This is a genomic window from Streptomyces beijiangensis, assembly GCF_017315755.1.
Lineage (GTDB): Bacteria > Actinomycetota > Actinomycetes > Streptomycetales > Streptomycetaceae > Streptomyces > Streptomyces beijiangensis.
In genome coordinates this window covers 26,290-42,640 of sequence record NZ_JAFLRJ010000004.1, presented here as the reverse complement: position 1 = coordinate 42,640, position 16,351 = coordinate 26,290, and the positions used below count along the sequence as shown (strand labels likewise).

Sequence of the window (16,351 nt, the reverse complement as noted above, 5' to 3'; positions counted from 1 at the left end):
CGGGCGTGCGAAGTGGTGCACATATGAGAGGGGGCGGGCCGTACTTGGCCGAAGATCGCCGCCGCGGAAATCTCCATGGGCTTTGTCAGTGCCCGGTCCTACGATGGCTTCCAACTACCGCGTCCTGCCCGCCTCGTGAGGCTGCAGGGCCGGGCCCATCGCGATGCGTGAGGGGGGACCCCGCGATCGCCCGACCCCGCGCATGAGCACGCGAGGTGACTGCCTGTGACTTCTTCCCGTACGCCCGACGCCACCGACACCGCGACCACCGCCCCCAACACCTTCCAAGTGGATCTCCGGGGTCTCGTCGACCTGCTCTCCCACCACCTCTACTCCAGCCCGCGCGTCTACGTCAGGGAACTGCTGCAGAACGCCGTGGACGCCTCGACCGCCCGGCTCGCCCTGGACCCTCAGGCACCGGTCCGCATCAGGCTCTCGGTGACCGACGCGGGCGCGGTGAGCATCGAGGACTCCGGTATCGGCCTCACCTCCGACGAGGTGCACACCCTGCTCGCGACCATCGGGCGCTCCTCCAAGCGGGACGGTCTGGAGAGCGCCCGGCAGGAGTTCCTCGGCCAGTTCGGCATCGGACTGCTGGCCTGCTTCGTGGTGGCCCGGCAGATCCGGGTCGTCTCGCGCTCCGCCCGTACCCCTGAACTGCCGCCCGTCGAATGGCTGGCCACCGACGACGGCTCGTACACCGTGCGCACCCTCCCCGACGAGGCGAGGACCGAGCCGGGCACCACCGTCTACCTGGAGGCCAGGCCCGGTGCGGAGGAGTGGGCGACTCCTGGGCGTGTCGAGGAACTCGCACGGGACTTCGGTTCGTTGCTTCCGTACGAGGTGACCTTCACCGGACCGGACGGCGCGCAGCGCCCCGTCACCGACCGGCCCGCCGTGTGGGACCGCCCGTACGCCACACCGGTCGCCCGCCGGGTCGCCCTCGCCGGGCACTGCACCAAGGTCTTCGGCTTCTCGCCGCTGGACACGATCGACCTGGACCTGCCCGTCGCCGGTGTGCGCGGTGTCGCCCATGTGCTGCCCGCTGCGACCAGCCCGGCCCACCGCGCCGGCCACCGGGTCTATCTGAAGGGGATGCTGCTCACCGACCGGGCGGACAACCTGCTGCCCGACTGGGCGTTCTTCGTCCGCGTCGTCCTGGACACCGACACCCTGCGGCCCACCGCGTCCCGCGAGAACCTCTACGACGACGAGACACTCGCCGCCGTCCGCGAGGCGCTCGGCGGACGCATCAGGGAGTGGCTGGCGCAGCTCGCCGCCGGGGACCCCGACCGGCTCGCCTCCTTCCTGGCCGTCCACCACCTGGGGGTGAAGTCCCTCGCCAGATACGACGCCGGGCTGCTTGAACTGATGCTGCCCTGGCTGCCGTTCGAGACGAGCGACGGGCGGGTGACGCTGGACGATTTCGTACGCGCCCACCCCGAGGTGCACTACACGCGCACCGTCGAGGAGTTCCGCCAGGTCGCCCCCATCGCCGCCGCGCACGGGCTCGGTGTGATCAACGGCGGGTACACGTACGACGCCGAGCTCGTCGCGATGCTGCCGCAGATCAGGGACGGGGTGAGCGTCGCCGAACTGGACGCGGGCGCCGTCACCGCCCACCTCGACCCGGTGGCGCCCCAGCAGGAGCTGGCGCTGTCCTCGTTCCTGGCCACCGCCCGCACCAAACTCGACCCGCTCGGCTGCGACGTCGCCCTGCGCGCCTTCCAGCCGGTGACGGTCCCCGCGCTCTTCCTCGACGACCGCCAGGCCCGCCACGAGCGCGACCGGGCGGCAGCCGAGGCCGACGCCGACGCGCTGTGGAGCGACATCCTCGGCGCGCTGCGGGGCTCCGCGCCCAGGGCCAGGCTCGTCCTGAACCACAACAACCCCCTGGTGCGCCGTATCGCCGCCATCCCGGATGCCGCACTGGCCGGCACCGCCGTCGAGTCGCTGTACGGACAGGCGCTGCTGATGGCCCAGCGCCCGCTGCGGCCCGCGGACACCTCCCTGCTCAACAGGGCCTTCCTCGGGCTCCTGGAATGGGCGACACATCCCCTCGACCGCCCGGTCGCCGGCACGAGCCAGGAGGAGCAGAGTTGAGCACCCCCGCCCCCACCCCCGCCGAGATACGCCAGGCCGTCCAGGAGAACGAGCACGCGCCCAACGGTCTGCTGCGCAATGCCCGCGCCGAGGAACTGGTCGCCGCCGCCGAGCAGACAGGCGACCGCAGTGTGCTGCGCACCGCGCTCTTCGGCCTGATCAAGGCGTACGAGTACAGCACCGAGCGCGGCAAGATGCTGGTGCCCTTCGCCCGCCTGATGCGGGAGTGGGACCAGGACCCGTCCGCCTTCGACTCCATGGACACCTACTACTTCCACTGGATGTTCAAGTGGGTCACCTCCGGCATGCTCTCGCTGCCCGAGGTCCCCCTCTCCGCCATGGAGGGGTGGCTGGTGGAGATGGAGCGCCGCTATCGGCTGGCCGGGTTCACGGAACGTGCCGTGCGCCAGGCCGAGTTCGACCTCGCCGACGAGACCGGGGACCAGGAGCGTGCCGACCGCGCCTTCGCCGCCTGGACCGCGGCCGACCGCGACCGGATGGCCAACTGCCACGCCTGCGAGCTGAACGACCAGGGCCACCACTGGTACGCACACGGGGACGACGAGAAGGCCCTGACGGTCTGGGAGCCCGTCCTGTCCGGCCGTCTCAGCTGTCAGGAGGAGCCCCACCGGACGCTCGCCAAGTCCCTGATACCGCTGGTGCGGCTGGGCAGGACCGATGAGGCGCGCGCCCACCATCTGCGTGGATATCGCATGGCCAGGGGCAACGAGAGCCTGCTGCCGACCATCGGTCTGCACATCGAGTTCTGCGCCCTGACCGGGAACGAGGGCCGCGGTCTGGAGATCCTCAGCGAGCACGCCTCCCATCTGGCCGCGGACGGCAACCCGGCTGCGCAGCTGCAGCTGTACACGGGCGTCCTGGTGCTGCTCGGCCGGCTGGCCGAACTGGGGCAGGGCGAGCAGCCGGTCGCCGCGTACGAGGGCCGGTTGCGCACGGCCGCCGAGCTGCACGGACTCCTGGAGGCCGAGGCGGCCCGCATCGCCGTTTCCTTCGACGAGCGCAACGGCAGCACCGTGGTCTCCGGGCGGCTCGCCGACCGTGTGGGCAGCGCTCCGCTGCTCGGCGCACTGCCGCTGGGGGTACGTCCGTCGCCCGCGGTCGCCGTCCCTGCCCCGACCGCTGCGGTACGGAAGGAAGCCGCCGCCGCGGCGATCACCGATGTGGCCGGACTGGCCGCGGAGGCCCGTCGGCTGAGGACAGCAGGACACCCCGGCACCCGCGCGGTCTGGAACAGGATCGAGGCGCTCATCCGGGACGGCGCCGAGAGCGTGGACAGCCTGCTCGCCGCCGAGCTGCTGGAGCACGCCGCGGTACGTACGCCGTCGCGCGAGGGGTTCGAGGCGGCCGTCGCTGCCTACCGCGCCGCCGGCGAACCGAGCAGGGCCGCGATCAACGAGGTGTGGGTCACCGTGATCACCGCCCAGCAGGGCGCGGACGCGGAGGAGGTACGGGCGCTCCTCGCCACGGCCGCCGCCTCCGCCGACGCGCTGGATCCGGCGGACCCCACCAGGGTGCGCCGGATCGCGGCAGTGGACCTCACCCGTATCCGGCTGCACACGATCCTCTCGGGCGAGCGGGAGACCGACCTCGGGCCTGCCGTCGAGGAGTTCGTCGCCAGGTACGCCTCGCACCCCGGCGACGTCGACGACCTCCTCGCCGACGCCGAGACCATGCTCGCGCAGCGCGCCTGGGGCGCCCATGACTGGGCGCCGGCCGAGGCCCTGCTCACCTCGGCCGCGGAGCGCGGTCTCGGCGCGGGGCGGCCGTGGGACGCCGTCGAGCCGCTGGGGCGAAGAGCCTCGCTGCAGCTGATGCTGGGGCGGGCCGGGGACGCGGAGGAATCGGCGCGGGCCGCGCTGGAACACAGCGCCGAGCTCACCGACCCGGCGGAACTCGGTGCCGTACGCCTGTCATTGGCCGAGGTCCTCTACCGCCAGGACGGCAAGGAGGCCGAGGCCGCGGAGCACGCCCTGGACGCGGCGCACTGGTTCGACGCCGCGGGTGACACCGCGGGCGCGGGGGCCATGGCACGGCTGGTCCTCGCGCAGGCGTACGGGGAGACGGGGCGGGCGGCGGAAGCGGCCGAGGTGCTCGAATCCGCCCTGCCCGATCTGTTGGAGCACGGCGAGGAGGAGGCGGTCAGGGCCCGCGAGATCCTCGGTAACCAGCTGCGGGAACTGCGGGACCTGAGGGCGGCAGCCGAGCAGTATCTGCTCGCCGCCGAGATCGCCAAGGGCTGGGAACACCCCGTGCCGCAGGCCCGGTTGGCGACCATGGCCGCCGAGTGCCTGGCCGGCGCCGGTCTGGCGGATGAGGCGGAGCAGGCGTACGTACGCGCACTCGAACTGTGGGGCGGGGCCGGTGAGGCGGTGCAGCTGGCACGGGCGATGCGGTCGCTGGCCTGGCTGAAGGTACGGGGCGACGAGCCGGACGAGGCTGCTGTGGAGGTGGCCAGGGGCTTGATGGATCAGGCCCTCGACGCGGTGGCGGGCGATGAGCCGGAGCTGCTCGTCGAGCAGGCGCGCACCTGGAGTCAGCTGGCCGAACTCATCACCGACGGTCTCTACAACGACGACGACGAGGTGGAGGAGGGCGAGGACGAGGAGGGCGAGGCGGACGGGGCCGCGGTGCGGCGCGAGGCCGTCCTGCTCTGGCAGCGGGCCGCCGAGGTCTTCGGTGGCCTGGGGCCGGTGTTCCTGCGGGACCGTGCGCAGTGCGTCACCCGCCTCGCCTGGACCGAGCGCGAGCTCGGCCGCGGTGCCGAGGGCGCGCGCAGCCTGCGGGAGCTCGTGGAGGAGCTGAAGGCCTCGGACACGGAGGGGGCGGGGGAGCTTCTCCCGCAGCTGGAGCAGCAGCTCAAGCATCTGTCCTGACGCCTTGGTCAGGGCTCTGACCTGGGTATACGGGCTTGCGGTGCTCGGGTGTCAGTGGACCGACGTACAGTCGGATCATGCGCCTGAGCACCGTGATCCTCCCCGTCCGCCGCTGGCAGGAAGGCGGCCGCGACCAGTGGCTGCGCGCCGAGAACCTCGGCTTCCACACCGCGTACACCTACGACCATCTGTCGTGGCGCACGTTCCGCGACACGACGTGGTTCGGGGCCGTTCCGACCCTGACGGCCGCGGCCGCCGTGACCTCGCGGCTGCGCCTGGGCACGCTGGTCACCTCGCCGAACTTCCGGCATCCGGTGACGCTGGCCAAGGACCTGATCACGCTGGACGACGTCTCCGGGGGCCGCATCACGCTGGGCATCGGGGCGGGGGGCAACGGCTTCGACGCGACAACGCTGGGCCAGGAGCCGTGGACCCCACGCGAGCGGGCGGATCACTTCGCGGAGTTCGTCCCGCTGCTCGACCGGCTGCTGAGCGAGGACTCGGTGACGCACGAGGGCACGCACTACTCGGCGGTCGAGGCCCGCAACATCCCCGGCTGCGTACAGCGGCCGAGGCTCCCCTTCGCCGTCGCCGCCACCGGACCGCGCGGGCTGAAGCTGGCTGCCCGGCACGGCCAGGCGTGGGTGACGACCGGTGACCCGAAGCTCTTCGAGGCCGGGACGCCCGAGCAGTCCGTCGAGGCGATCGGCGGGCAGATCACCAAGCTGGGCGCCGCCTGCGAGGCGATCGGGCGTGACGTCGCGGAGCTGGACAAGATCCTGCTGACCGGATTCACCCCGGAGTTCGCCCCGGACCGCGGCCGTCCGCTGGATTCCCTCGACGCCTTCGTGGACTTCGCGGGGAGGCACTTCGCGCTCGGCATCACGGAGATCGTCATCCATGCCCCGATCGCCGGCTCGGACTTCGCCGCGGACGAGAAGGTCTTCGAGCAGATCGCGACGGAGGGCCTCGCCCAGCTGGGTGGCGCCTCCTAGTCAGGGGCGGACCCTTGCGCTGAGCCAGCGGCTGAGGCCCGCACCGCGCAGGACCATTTCCTTGTACGTCTGGTCGCCGGGCAGCGGCACGACCAGCCAGTGGCCCGGCGGGAAGAGCTTGCCCGTGACGTGGGCAAGCCCTCCGTAGACCGAGCGGAGGAACACGGGAACGGAGTCGCGGGGGATGTCGTGGAACTCGACGCCCTCGACGGTGATCTTCGCGTCACCGTCCGGGAAGAGCTGCACGGTGACGGCCGGCCTGCCGCCCAGCTCGACATAGGCCTCGTGCGGCATCGAGCCGTCCGCGTCCATGATGGCGAAGACTCCGGCCGCGGTACGTCGCGAGGTCTGGTCGGCACCGATGTCATGAGTGACCTCGACTTCCAGCTGGTACTCCTGCGCGACCTCACGGACCGCGACAACGGCTGCCTCGACACTGACCAGCTGCGGATATGCCATGCGCGGCATCGTCTCAGCCGGGAAAGCGCAGGTACAACGGCGGTACGGCATCGGCCAGCCAGACGCCGTTGGCGCTCACCCGGAAGAGATGACCGGCGCGGTGCATGGCGCCGGAGTCGACGCTCAGGACGACGGGGCGACCGCGCCGGGCGCCCACCCGGGTCGCCGTCTCACGGTCGGGCGAGAGATGGACATGATGGCGGGCCATGGGGCGCAGGCCATCGGCCCGGATCGCGTCCAGATTGCGGGCGACCGTGCCGTGGTAGAGGTACGCGGGCGGCTCGGCCGGGGGCAGATCCAGGTCGACCTCTACGGTGTGGCCCTGGCTGGCCCGGATCCGCGCGCCGTCGATCGCGAACCGCTGCTTGTCGTTGGCGGCGACGACATGGTCCAGTTCGGCTCGCGTGAAGGGGAATCCGTGTGCGGAAGCTGCCCGCATCAGCTCGTCGACGGCCACCCAGCCATGCGCGTCGAGGGTGAGTCCGATGCGCTCGGGCTGGTGCCGCAGATGTTTTGAGAGGTACTTCGACACCTTGACGGTGCGTCTTTCATCCATGTGGCCAGGGTGCCGCCGGATGTGACGGAGTGCATCCGAATTACTGCGCTCCGAAGGTTTATCCACCATGATCCACAGGTAACTCGGCTTATCCACAGGGGATTTGAACGAACCTGTGGATAAGTCGTGCCACCTTCATGACGGTCGGGGGGCGGCCAGGGAGTCCAAAGTCCTTGCCTGGAGCTCCCGTTCGGTGGCTGCGGCGATGAAGGCCGGCACGTTCTGCTGGCCCACCAGATCCTCGACGGCACGCAGCGTCGTCGCGGGCAGCGGGACCGTCCTGGGGTCGTCGTACGATGCCGCCGGCGCCGCCGGACCGAGGTGCTGCTGAAGGTGCCGGGTCGCGAACAGCCGCATCGCACGGGCCAGTTCGGCGTCGACGCTCTGCTGGGCGAGCGGGCGCAGCCGCCGTACCAGCGCGGCCGCCTCCGCGGCGTCCGTGTCCGTGGGCGGAGTGTGCCCCAGGTAGCGGGCGAAGACATGCTCCGTGGTGAACTCCAGGAACCGGGCCGCTATGTGCTCGACCTGCCCCCGCAGTTCCCGCAGATGCCCGGAGATCGCCTTCAGTGGCACCCCCGCCGCATGCAGCTCCACCGCCACCGTCAGCTCCTGCGGGCTGGGCACCAGGAACTCGTCGTCCCGGTCGGCGATGCGCTCCAGTACCCCCAGGGCCACGGCGTCCGCGACGGCCTCGTCGTCGGGGACGCCGCCGAACCTCTCGTCCAGCTCGGCCCGCGAGATCCGGGCCGCCTCCTCGTCCGTCCACGGTCCGTGGACCTCCGCGACCAGCCCCAGTACCCCGCCCAGACCGCGCCCCGCGTCCCAGGCCTCCAGGAGCTCCTTGATGGAGGCCAGGGTGTAGCCGCGGTCGAGCAGGTCGGCGATCTGGCGCAGCCGGGCCAGATGGCTGTCCCCGTACACATTGGCCCGCCCGCGCCGCTCCGGCGTGGGGAGCAGACCGCGGTCCTGGTAGGCCCGGATCGTACGGACCGTGGCACCGCTGTGATGCGCCAGATCCTCGATCCGGTACTCCGCTTCGGACACGCTCTCCCCCTCAGATCCCCGCAGGGTTCCCTGCTCTACGAAAGGGCCGCGCGCCCGATCGCGCCTGCCGCCGAACGGGCCGCAGGCGAAGCCGCCAGATATTCGACCGCCTTGCGCAGCGAACCCTCCTGCGAGGGATGGTACGACCGCCGGAAGTAACGCGGAATCGCCGCACCCAGCTCACGCCAGCTGGGCAGCAGCCCCTTGGCGACCGCCTTGTTGTGCTCGCGCAGCGAGTAGCGCTGTGTCCCCGCGAGTTCCGGGTCGTGGCGGATCAGATACGAGGTCCCCCACACCCAGAGCCAGAGCAGTACCGGGGCGACCACGACCATGCCCTCGATCCGCCGGGCGTACCGCGGCAGCCCCTCGCCCCCGCAGTGCTGGTACATGTCGAAGGCCACCGACCGGTGTTCGACCTCCTCCGCACCGTGCCAGCGCAGCAGATCCAGCATGACCTCGTCGGAGTCCGCGTGGTCGAGGGCCTCGGCGTGCAGCACCCAGTTCCCCAGGACGGCCGTGAACTGCTCGATCGCGGCGACCAGCGAGAGCCGGAAGCGCAGCCATTCCTGGGTGGGGATCGGGGCGCCGAACGGCGGCTGCTCGCCCAGCAGCTTCTCGAAGAGGAAGTCGACGTGCCGGGTGTACGCCTCCGTGTCGAGCCGCTGCTCGGCCAGGTGGTCCAGGACGTACGAGTGCTGCACGCTGTGCGTGGCCTCCTGGCCCATGAACCCCTTGACGTCCTTGAGCAGTCGAGGATCGCCGACCAGGGGCAGCGCTTCCTTGAAGACCTTGACGAACCACCGCTCGCCGGCAGGCAGCAGCAGATGCAGCACATTGATGACATGGGTCGCGGTGGGCTCGTCCGGGATCCAGTGCAGCGGGGTCCGCTCCCAGGCGAAGGAGACCCGGCGCGGGGTGATGGCGTGGTGGTGTTCCTCTTCGGTGCTCACAGCGGCGGCTCCAATCGGGCTATCGCGCGCAGGGTCCTGGGAGTGAAGCGGGACATGAAGTGGGCGCCGCGCGCCTCGGGTGTCACCGGCACCACGGCCTGATTGCGCACCACGGCCCGGAGGATGGCCGAAGCGACCTTCTCCGGCGGGTAGTTGCGCAGTCCGTACAGCCGCGACGACTTCTTCTGCCGGCGCTTCTCCTCGTCCGCCGAGACTCCGGCGAAGCGCGCCGTGGAGGTGATGTTGGTGTTCACGAAGCCGGGGCAGATCGCGCTGACCCCGATGCCCTTCCCGGCGAGCTCCGCGCGCAGGCACTCGCTGAGCATCAGCACCGCGGCCTTGGAGGTGGAGTAGGCGGGCAGCGCCTTGGAGGGCTGGTAGGCGGCGGCCGATGCGGTGTTGACGATGTGACCGCCCTGGCCGCGCTCGGACATCTGCTTGCCGAAGATCCGGCAGCCGTGGATGACGCCCCACAGATTGACGTCGAGGACCTTCTTCCAGTCCTCGCTCGTCGTCTCGAAGAAGGACCCGGAGAGCCCTATCCCGGCGTTGTTCACCAGGACGTCGACGATGCCGTACTCCCGGGCGACCTTCTCGGCGAGCTTCTCCATCGCCGTCTCGTCGCTGACGTCCACCGTCTCGCCCCAGGCCTCGGGCGAGCCGATGAGCCGTGCCATCTCCGCCGTACGGGAAGCCCCCTCCGCATCCCGGTCGACGGCCACGATCCTGGCCCCGGCCTCGGCGAAGGCGAAGGCGGTGGCCCGCCCGATGCCGCTCGCCGCACCCGTCACCAGGACCAGCTGCCCGCCGAAGCGTTCCGCGTACGGTCCCTTCGCGACGGAGTCCCTCGCCGGTACCCCGTCCTCATGAGCGGTCACGAAATCTCCGATCCACGCAGCCAGCTGGTCCGGCCGGGTGCGCGGTACCCAGTGCTTGCCGGGCAGCGACCTGCGCACCAACTGGGGTGTCCACTGCTCCAGTTCGTCGTACAGCCGCTCCGAGAGGAAGATGTCCCCGGTCGGCGTGATCAGCTGCACCGGCGCATGGGCGTACGCGTCCGCGCGCGGCCTGCGCAGCCGCGCCCGTACGTTGTCGCGGTACAGCCACGCCCCGTGCGCCGCGTCCGAAGGCAGCGACGGCGTCGGATAGTCGCCCGCCGGCACCTTCTCGACCCGCTGGAGGATCTTCGGCCACTGCTTGCCGAGCGGCCCGCGCCAGGCGAGCTCGGGCAGGACCGGGGTGTGCAGCATGTACACGTACCAGGACTTGGCGCCCTGGCCGAGGAGTTGCCCGACCCTGCGCGGGGTCGGCCGTGCCATCCGCTTCTTGATCCAGTGCCCGAAGTGGTCCAGGGAGGGCCCGGACATCGAGGTGAACGAGGCGATCCGCCCCTCGGTGCGCTTGACCGTCACGAATTCCCACGACTGCACCGATCCCCAGTCGTGCCCGACCAGGTGGACCGGCTTGTCCGGGCTCACCGCGTCCGCGACCGCCAGGAAGTCGTCGGTCAGCTTCTCCAGCGTGAAGCCGCCGCGCAGCGGCGCGGGAGCCGTCGAGCGGCCATGGCCCCGGACGTCGTAGAGCACTACATGCAACCCGCAGCGGTCCGCGAGGCGCGATGCGACCTCGCTCCACACCTCCTTGGAGTCCGGATAGCCGTGCACCAGCAGCACGGTCGGCTGCGACGCATCGCCCAACTCCGCGACACACAGCTCGATTCCGCCCGTACGCACCCAGCGCTCGCGCGCACCCGTGAGACTCACGCCGACTTCTCCTCTGCCCAGCGCCGCACATGCGGCAGATCGTCGTCCAGCCAGAACGCGCTCTGCTCGGGGTCCTTGGAGTCGGTGACGACCAGGATCTCCTCGAACTTCGCGCCCGTACCCCGGAATCCGAGGTGCGGCTCGACCGCCCACAGCCCCGGCTGGGGCGGGTGGTCGGAGAATGTGTAGGGGCTCCACAGCGGCGACCAGCCGTCCCGGTGGCCGTGCAGCGCGTCGCTCGCCAGACCCTTGAGCGACTGTGTCCCGAACCCGAAGACATGCGGGGACCAGCGGCGCTCCTTGACCCGGTCGATCTTGTGCGCGATGACACCGAAGGGATAGGCCCGGTGCCGGTTCGCGTACCCCTGCCGGATCATCAGCCGCTCGACGTCCTCGTAGATCTCCCGCAGCGGCCGGCGCTCGCGCACCTCGCGCAGGATCAGCTCGCGGTGCACCTCCAGGTCGGCGAGGAGCTTGTTGTGCACGGGGTTGAGGCCCAGGCAGCCCGAGTAGCCGATGTCCGCCGTGTATCCCTTGTAGACGGGCGCCATGTCGAGGATGAACGGCATGCCCGCCTCCAGCCTCCGGTTCGTCGGGAAGAACTGCAGCGGTACCCGGAAGCCGACGAAGGCCGTCCGGTCACCGAACCAGGCGAAGGGCAGATGGAACCAGTCCCGCACGCCCCGCTCCCGCAGCCACTCGCGCTGCATCCGCGCCGCCTCGCGCTCGGTCACGCCCGGCTTGAGCTGGGCGGCGACCGCCTCGGCGCATTCGTACGCGAGGGTCTGCACCGTTCTGAACCCCCGCAGTTCCGCCGGGAGTCCGTCCAGTCCGTTCTTCACTGGTGAAACTGCTGAGGCCATGCCATCCGCCCTGTGTCGCGGTACGTGCTCGTAACTTGACACTGATGAATGTGACAATGCCCGGCGGCTGCGTCAAGGGGTGTGCACCAGCCTGTGGATAACTCGTCGGCGTACGTCTCGGGTCGAGTGCCCCCTACGGGTCCGTACATCTGGAGGCGGACACGTATCCAGCCGCCAGGGCTGACGCCCGATGTGGCCCGCGCCACTACCTTCGAAAACGTGACTGTGATCGTGACCGAAAGCCTCAGCAAGCGGTTCCCGAGGGTAACCGCGCTTGACCGGCTCTCCCTGGACATCGGGCCCGGCGTTACCGGCCTGGTGGGCGCCAACGGAGCCGGCAAGTCCACCATGATCAAGATCCTGCTCGGACTGTCCCCCGCAACGGAGGGCCGGGCCGAAGTGCTCGGCATGGACGTCGCCACCAGCGGCGCCGCGATCCGTGAACGCGTCGGATACATGCCCGAGCACGACTGCCTGCCGCCCGACGTCTCGGCCACCGAGTTCGTCGTCCACATGGCGCGCATGTCCGGACTCCCGCCGACCGCCGCACGTGAACGCACCGCGGACACGCTGCGCCACGTCGGCCTGTACGAGGAGAGGTACCGCCCCATCGGGGGCTACTCCACGGGCATGAAGCAGCGTGTGAAGCTGGCCCAGGCCCTCGTCCACGACCCCCAGCTGGTCCTCCTCGACGAGCCGACCAACGGCCTCGACCCGGTCGGCCGCGACGAGATGCTCGGCCTGATCCGCCGTATCCACACGGACTTCGGCATCTCGGTCCTGGTCACCTCCCATCTCCTGGGCGAGCTGGAACGCACCTGCGACCACGTCGTCGTCATCGACGGCGGCAAGCTCCTGCGCTCCAGCTCCACCAGCGACTTCACCCAGACCACGGCGACACTCGCCGTCGAGGTCACCGACTCCGACACGCACCCCGATGGTGCGCAGGCCGTACGCGACAAACTCGCCGCCGCCGGAGTGACGCTCCACGAGGGCCTGGAGCACGGCCTCCCCGGCGCCGGCCACATCCTGCTCGTCGAGGCCACCGGCGAGGAGACGTACGACCTGGTGCGCGACACCGTCGCCGACCTCGGTCTCGGTCTCGTACGCATGGAACAGCGACGCCACCACATCGCCGAGGTCTTCCGCTCCGAGGCGCAGGACCAGAAGCAGGAGGCGAACGCACTGTGAGCACCCCCACCTCCCAGCCCGCCCAGACGCAGATCCACAACATCGGGTACCGCAACTACGACGGTGAACGCCTGGGCCGCGCCTACGCCCGCCGGTCGCTCTTCTCGCAGTCCCTGCGCGGCTCCTTCGGACTCGGCCGCTCGGCCAAGTCCAAGGTCCTGCCGATGATCCTCTTCGCGGTGATGTGCGTGCCCGCGGCGATCATGGTGGCCGTCGCGGTGGCCACCAAGGCCAACGACCTGCCCCTGGAATACACCCGCTACGCGATCTTCACCCAGGCCGTCATCGGCCTCTATCTCGCGGCCCAGGCCCCCCAGGCGGTCTCCCGCGACCTGCGCTTCAAGTCCATCCCCCTCTACTTCTCGCGCCCCATCGAGCGCGTCGACTACGTCCTTGCCAAGTACGCGGCGATGGCCTCGGCCCTCTTCATCCTCACCGCCGCGCCGCTGCTGATCCTCTACATCGGCTCGCTGCTCGCCAAGCTCGACTTCGCGCACCAGACCAAGGGCTTCGCGCAAGGACTTCTCTCCGTGGCACTGCTCTCCCTGCTCTTCGCCGGCCTCGGCCTGGTGATGGCAGCCCTCACTCCGCGCCGCGGGTTCGGCGTCGCCGCCGTCATCGCGCTGATGACCATCACCTACGGTGCCGTCTCCACGGTCCAGGCCATCGCCTTCAACCAGGGCTCGCCCGGCGCGGTGAAGTGGCTCGGCCTCTTCTCCCCGATCACGCTCATCGACGGCGTCCAGACCGCATTCCTCGGCGCGTCCTCCTCCTACCCGGGCGAGGCCGGCCCCGGTGCGGGGCCGGGCGTGGTCTACCTCCTCGTCGTTCTAGGCCTCATCTACGGCTCGTACGCCGTCCTGATGCGCCGCTACCGGAAGGTCGGGCTGTGACCACGATCAACATCGACCACACCTCGCGCTGGTTCGGCAATGTGGTCGCCGTCAACGACATCACCATGACGGTCGGCCCCGGCGTCACCGGGCTCCTCGGTCCCAACGGCGCGGGCAAGTCCACCCTCATCAACATGATGGCGGGCTTCCTCGCCCCCTCGAACGGCACGGTCACCCTCGACGGCGACACGATCTGGCGCAACGAGACGATCTACCGCCAGCTCGGCATCGTCCCCGAGCGTGAGGGGATGTACGACTTCCTCACGGGCCGCGAATTCGTCGTCGCGAACGCCGAGTTGCACGGCCTGGACGAGCGAGCCGCACAACACGCCCTGGCCACGGTCGAGATGGAGTACGCGCAGGACCGCAAGATCGCCACGTACTCCAAGGGCATGCGCCAGCGCGTGAAGATGGCCTCCGCCCTCGTCCACGACCCGTCCGTGCTGCTCCTCGACGAACCCTTCAACGGCATGGACCCCCGCCAGCGCATGCAGTTGATGGACCTCCTCAGCCGGATGGGCGCCGAGGGCCGCACGGTCCTCTTCTCCTCGCACATCCTCGAAGAGGTCGAGCAGCTCGCCTCGCACATCGAGGTGATCGTGGCCGGACGGCACGCGGCCTCGGGCGACTTCCGCAAGATCCGCCGGCTGATGACGGACCGCCCGCACCGCTACCTCGTCCGCTCCAGCGACGACCGCGCGCTGGCGGCAGCCCTTATCGCGGACCCGTCCACGGCGGGTATCGAGGTCGACCTCGCCGAGGGCGCCCTGCGTATCCAGGCAGTCGACTTCGGACGCTTCACCGCACTCCTCCCGCAGGTTGCCCGCGCCAACGACATCCGCCTCCTCACGGTCTCGCCCTCGGACGAATCCCTCGAGTCGGTCTTCTCCTACCTAGTAACGGCCTGAAAGGAGCGGTGAGTTCCCTCATGTACAACCCCACTGTCGCCCGCCTCACCTACCGGGCCCTGCTCGGCCGGCGCCGCGCCGCGATCCTCTTCATCCTCCCGGCGCTCCTGATCGTCATCGCCGCGGCGGTACGCGCCTTCAGCGGCGCCGACGACCAGGTCGCCACCGATGTGCTCGGCGGATTCGCCATGGCCACGATGGTCCCGCTGATCGGTGTCATCGCCGGTACGGGAGCGATCGGCCCCGAGATCGACGACGGCTCGATCGTCTATCTCCTCGCCAAGCCGGTGAAGCGCCCCACGATCATCATCACCAAGCTCTTCGTGGCGGTCGGCGTGACGATGGCCTTCTCGGCCGTCCCCACCTTCATCGCCGGCATGATCCTCAATGGCAACGGCCAGCAGATCGCGGTGGCGTACACGGTCGCGGCGCTGGTCGCCTCCATCGCGTACGCCGCGATCTTCCTGCTCCTCGGCACCATCACCCGGCACGCGGTGGTCGTGGGGCTGGTCTACGCGCTGGTCTGGGAGACTGTCTTCGGCAACCTCGTCGCGGGCGCCCGCACGCTGAGCGTCCAGCAGTGGTCGCTCTCGCTGGCGGAGAAGATCGCCACCCCGGGTGCGATCAGCTCGGACGTCGGCCTCCCGCTGGGCATCGTGCTGCTGGCGGGCGTCACGGCGGCGGCCACGTGGTACGCGGGCCAGAAGCTGAGGACGCTGAAGCTGGCGGGCGAGGAGTAGCCGCGACACAACTGAGGGGGCAGGGGCCGACCGGCCCCTGCCCCCTCAGTTGTGTGTGCGTCAGCGCTTACGGCGCCTCTGTCGTGGTGCCTTCAGATGCAGTTGGCGCTTGATGTCGGCGACGTCCTCGACGACGTCCGTGAGCCGGACGCTCATCGCACCGATGACCTGCTGGGTGATGTCCAGTCGTCGGTCGATGCCGTCGAACCTCCGGTCCATCGAATCGAGCCGATGGTCGATCGTCTCCAGCCGCAGGGACATCCGCTGGAGCACGGGCCCCAACTCCTGCAGCGCCGGGCCGACCTGGGCCATGGAGGACTCCAGGTTGGTCACCCGCCGGTCGAGCCCGTCGAAACGGGGGTCGGCCACCTGGCCCTGGCGCAGCTCCTCGGTGTCGAGGAGATACGTGCGGACGCAACGAGCGACATCGCTGTCACGCAGCAGCATGGCGATGTTGAGCATCGCCCTACGGGTGAAGAGACGCTGATGGCGCCGCCTCTGTGGATAACTTTCACCCGCACCCTCAGATGACGTGGTCGTCTTGACCACGTCAGGTCCGCGCAGGTCAGACCCACTAAGAGTGACCATTCCGCTGCTGGTGAGTTCGTCGCGATGACGCCTGACGAGACTATGCACAGCCTCCTTGTGGACACCGAAATACTGGGCGACGCCCTCGGTGGTGACGTGCAGCCCATCGGGGAGCAGCTGCAGTGCCTTGACCTTCTCCAGGACGTCAAGGCGTCCCAGATGGTCCGCGCGCAGCGCACGCGATTCGAGCAGGGCGATTTCGGATGGCATGGAGACATGCCTCCGTTCATGGTCGGTGGTGCATGACAGGGACCGCCCTATCCCCGGGCTACAGGGGTGGAGGTCCGCTCATGTATTCCCACTGACTCAATGACCGGCGGGCCCATGTGTCCCTCTGCCGGCAAACCCCAAATTCACGAACCCTCGACGCCCCGGATCCCAGTTGCCTCCACGCACGAATGGCA

Annotated in this window: 14 protein-coding genes; 7 read left to right on the top strand and 7 right to left on the bottom strand. The window is 69.9% G+C overall.

Going from position 1 to position 16,351, the window contains the following annotated elements:
- The first annotated feature begins 219 nt into the window (after positions 1 to 219).
- From J0695_RS00555 to J0695_RS00545, 3 genes are all read left to right on the top strand, one after another.
- Positions 220 to 2,103: an HSP90 family protein gene (locus J0695_RS00555; protein WP_372445674.1), complete on the top strand. Its 1,884-nt coding sequence runs from the start codon at positions 220 to 222 to the stop codon at positions 2,101 to 2,103.
- Entirely contained in the window at positions 2,100 to 4,997 is a 2,898-nt protein-coding gene (locus tag J0695_RS00550; protein WP_206958944.1) for a tetratricopeptide repeat protein, read from the top strand. Before J0695_RS00555 ends, J0695_RS00550 begins: the two co-directional genes overlap by 4 nt.
- A gap of 77 nt (positions 4,998 to 5,074) precedes the next feature.
- Entirely contained in the window at positions 5,075 to 5,992 is a 918-nt protein-coding gene (locus tag J0695_RS00545; RefSeq protein ID WP_206958942.1) for an LLM class flavin-dependent oxidoreductase, read from the top strand.
- Here the strand turns inward: J0695_RS00545 and J0695_RS00540 are convergent, their stop codons facing one another.
- From J0695_RS00540 to J0695_RS00515, 6 genes are all read right to left on the bottom strand, one after another.
- Positions 5,993 to 6,451, bottom strand: coding sequence for a hypothetical protein (locus J0695_RS00540; protein ID WP_206958941.1), 459 nt, complete (start codon positions 6,449 to 6,451; stop codon positions 5,993 to 5,995). It lies immediately after the preceding gene.
- Positions 6,452 to 6,464: 13 nt separating this feature from the next.
- Entirely contained in the window at positions 6,465 to 7,007 is a 543-nt protein-coding gene (locus J0695_RS00535) for an RNA 2'-phosphotransferase (protein ID WP_206958939.1), read from the bottom strand.
- 135 nt (positions 7,008 to 7,142) lie between these two features.
- Entirely contained in the window at positions 7,143 to 8,051 is a 909-nt protein-coding gene (locus J0695_RS00530) for a MerR family transcriptional regulator (protein ID WP_206958937.1), read from the bottom strand.
- Positions 8,052 to 8,086: 35 nt separating this feature from the next.
- Complete coding sequence (locus tag J0695_RS00525) at positions 8,087 to 9,001, bottom strand: metal-dependent hydrolase (RefSeq protein ID WP_206958935.1); 915 nt, start codon at positions 8,999 to 9,001, stop codon at positions 8,087 to 8,089.
- Positions 8,998 to 10,764, bottom strand: coding sequence for an SDR family oxidoreductase (locus J0695_RS00520; protein WP_206958934.1), 1,767 nt, complete (start codon positions 10,762 to 10,764; stop codon positions 8,998 to 9,000). Before J0695_RS00520 ends, J0695_RS00525 begins: the two co-directional genes overlap by 4 nt.
- The gene (locus J0695_RS00515) at positions 10,761 to 11,606 is read right to left on the bottom strand and encodes a M24 family metallopeptidase (protein WP_372445671.1); all 846 of its coding nucleotides are present in this window, start codon (positions 11,604 to 11,606) and stop codon (positions 10,761 to 10,763) included. Before J0695_RS00515 ends, J0695_RS00520 begins: the two co-directional genes overlap by 4 nt.
- A 246-nt stretch (positions 11,607 to 11,852) precedes the next feature.
- Here J0695_RS00515 and J0695_RS00510 point away from each other — a divergent pair, with 246 nt between their 5' ends.
- The 4 genes from J0695_RS00510 to J0695_RS00495 are packed head-to-tail and all read left to right on the top strand — an operon-like array spanning position 11,853 to position 15,359.
- Complete coding sequence (locus tag J0695_RS00510) at positions 11,853 to 12,818, top strand: ABC transporter ATP-binding protein (protein WP_307798329.1); 966 nt, start codon at positions 11,853 to 11,855, stop codon at positions 12,816 to 12,818.
- The gene (locus J0695_RS00505; RefSeq protein ID WP_206958930.1) at positions 12,815 to 13,711 is read left to right on the top strand and encodes an ABC transporter permease subunit; all 897 of its coding nucleotides are present in this window, start codon (positions 12,815 to 12,817) and stop codon (positions 13,709 to 13,711) included. The genes J0695_RS00510 and J0695_RS00505 overlap by 4 nt, the downstream gene beginning before the upstream one ends.
- Positions 13,708 to 14,619 (top strand): ABC transporter ATP-binding protein, encoded by a 912-nt coding sequence (locus J0695_RS00500; RefSeq protein WP_206958928.1) that lies wholly within the window; start codon positions 13,708 to 13,710, stop codon positions 14,617 to 14,619. Before J0695_RS00505 ends, J0695_RS00500 begins: the two co-directional genes overlap by 4 nt.
- Before the next feature lie 20 nt (positions 14,620 to 14,639).
- On the top strand, positions 14,640 to 15,359 hold the full coding sequence (locus tag J0695_RS00495) for an ABC transporter permease (RefSeq protein ID WP_206958995.1): 720 nt from the start codon (positions 14,640 to 14,642) through the stop codon (positions 15,357 to 15,359).
- A gap of 60 nt (positions 15,360 to 15,419) precedes the next feature.
- Here the strand turns inward: J0695_RS00495 and J0695_RS00490 are convergent, their stop codons facing one another.
- Entirely contained in the window at positions 15,420 to 16,157 is a 738-nt protein-coding gene (locus J0695_RS00490; RefSeq protein ID WP_206958926.1) for a hypothetical protein, read from the bottom strand.
- Between the last annotated feature and the right edge of the window lie 194 nt (positions 16,158 to 16,351).

What these genes read in the sequence shown, in the direction of transcription:
- J0695_RS00545 (WP_206958942.1), top strand. Translation starts at nt 5,075, where the DNA reads ATGCGCCTGAGCACCGTGATCCTCCCCGTCCGCCGCTGGCAGGAAGGC.
- J0695_RS00540 (WP_206958941.1), bottom strand. Translation starts at nt 6,451, where the DNA reads ATGGCATATCCGCAGCTGGTCAGTGTCGAGGCAGCCGTTGTCGCGGTC.
- J0695_RS00535 (WP_206958939.1), bottom strand. Translation starts at nt 7,007, where the DNA reads ATGGATGAAAGACGCACCGTCAAGGTGTCGAAGTACCTCTCAAAACAT.
- J0695_RS00495 (WP_206958995.1), top strand. Translation starts at nt 14,640, where the DNA reads ATGTACAACCCCACTGTCGCCCGCCTCACCTACCGGGCCCTGCTCGGC.
- J0695_RS00490 (WP_206958926.1), bottom strand. Translation starts at nt 16,157, where the DNA reads ATGCCATCCGAAATCGCCCTGCTCGAATCGCGTGCGCTGCGCGCGGAC.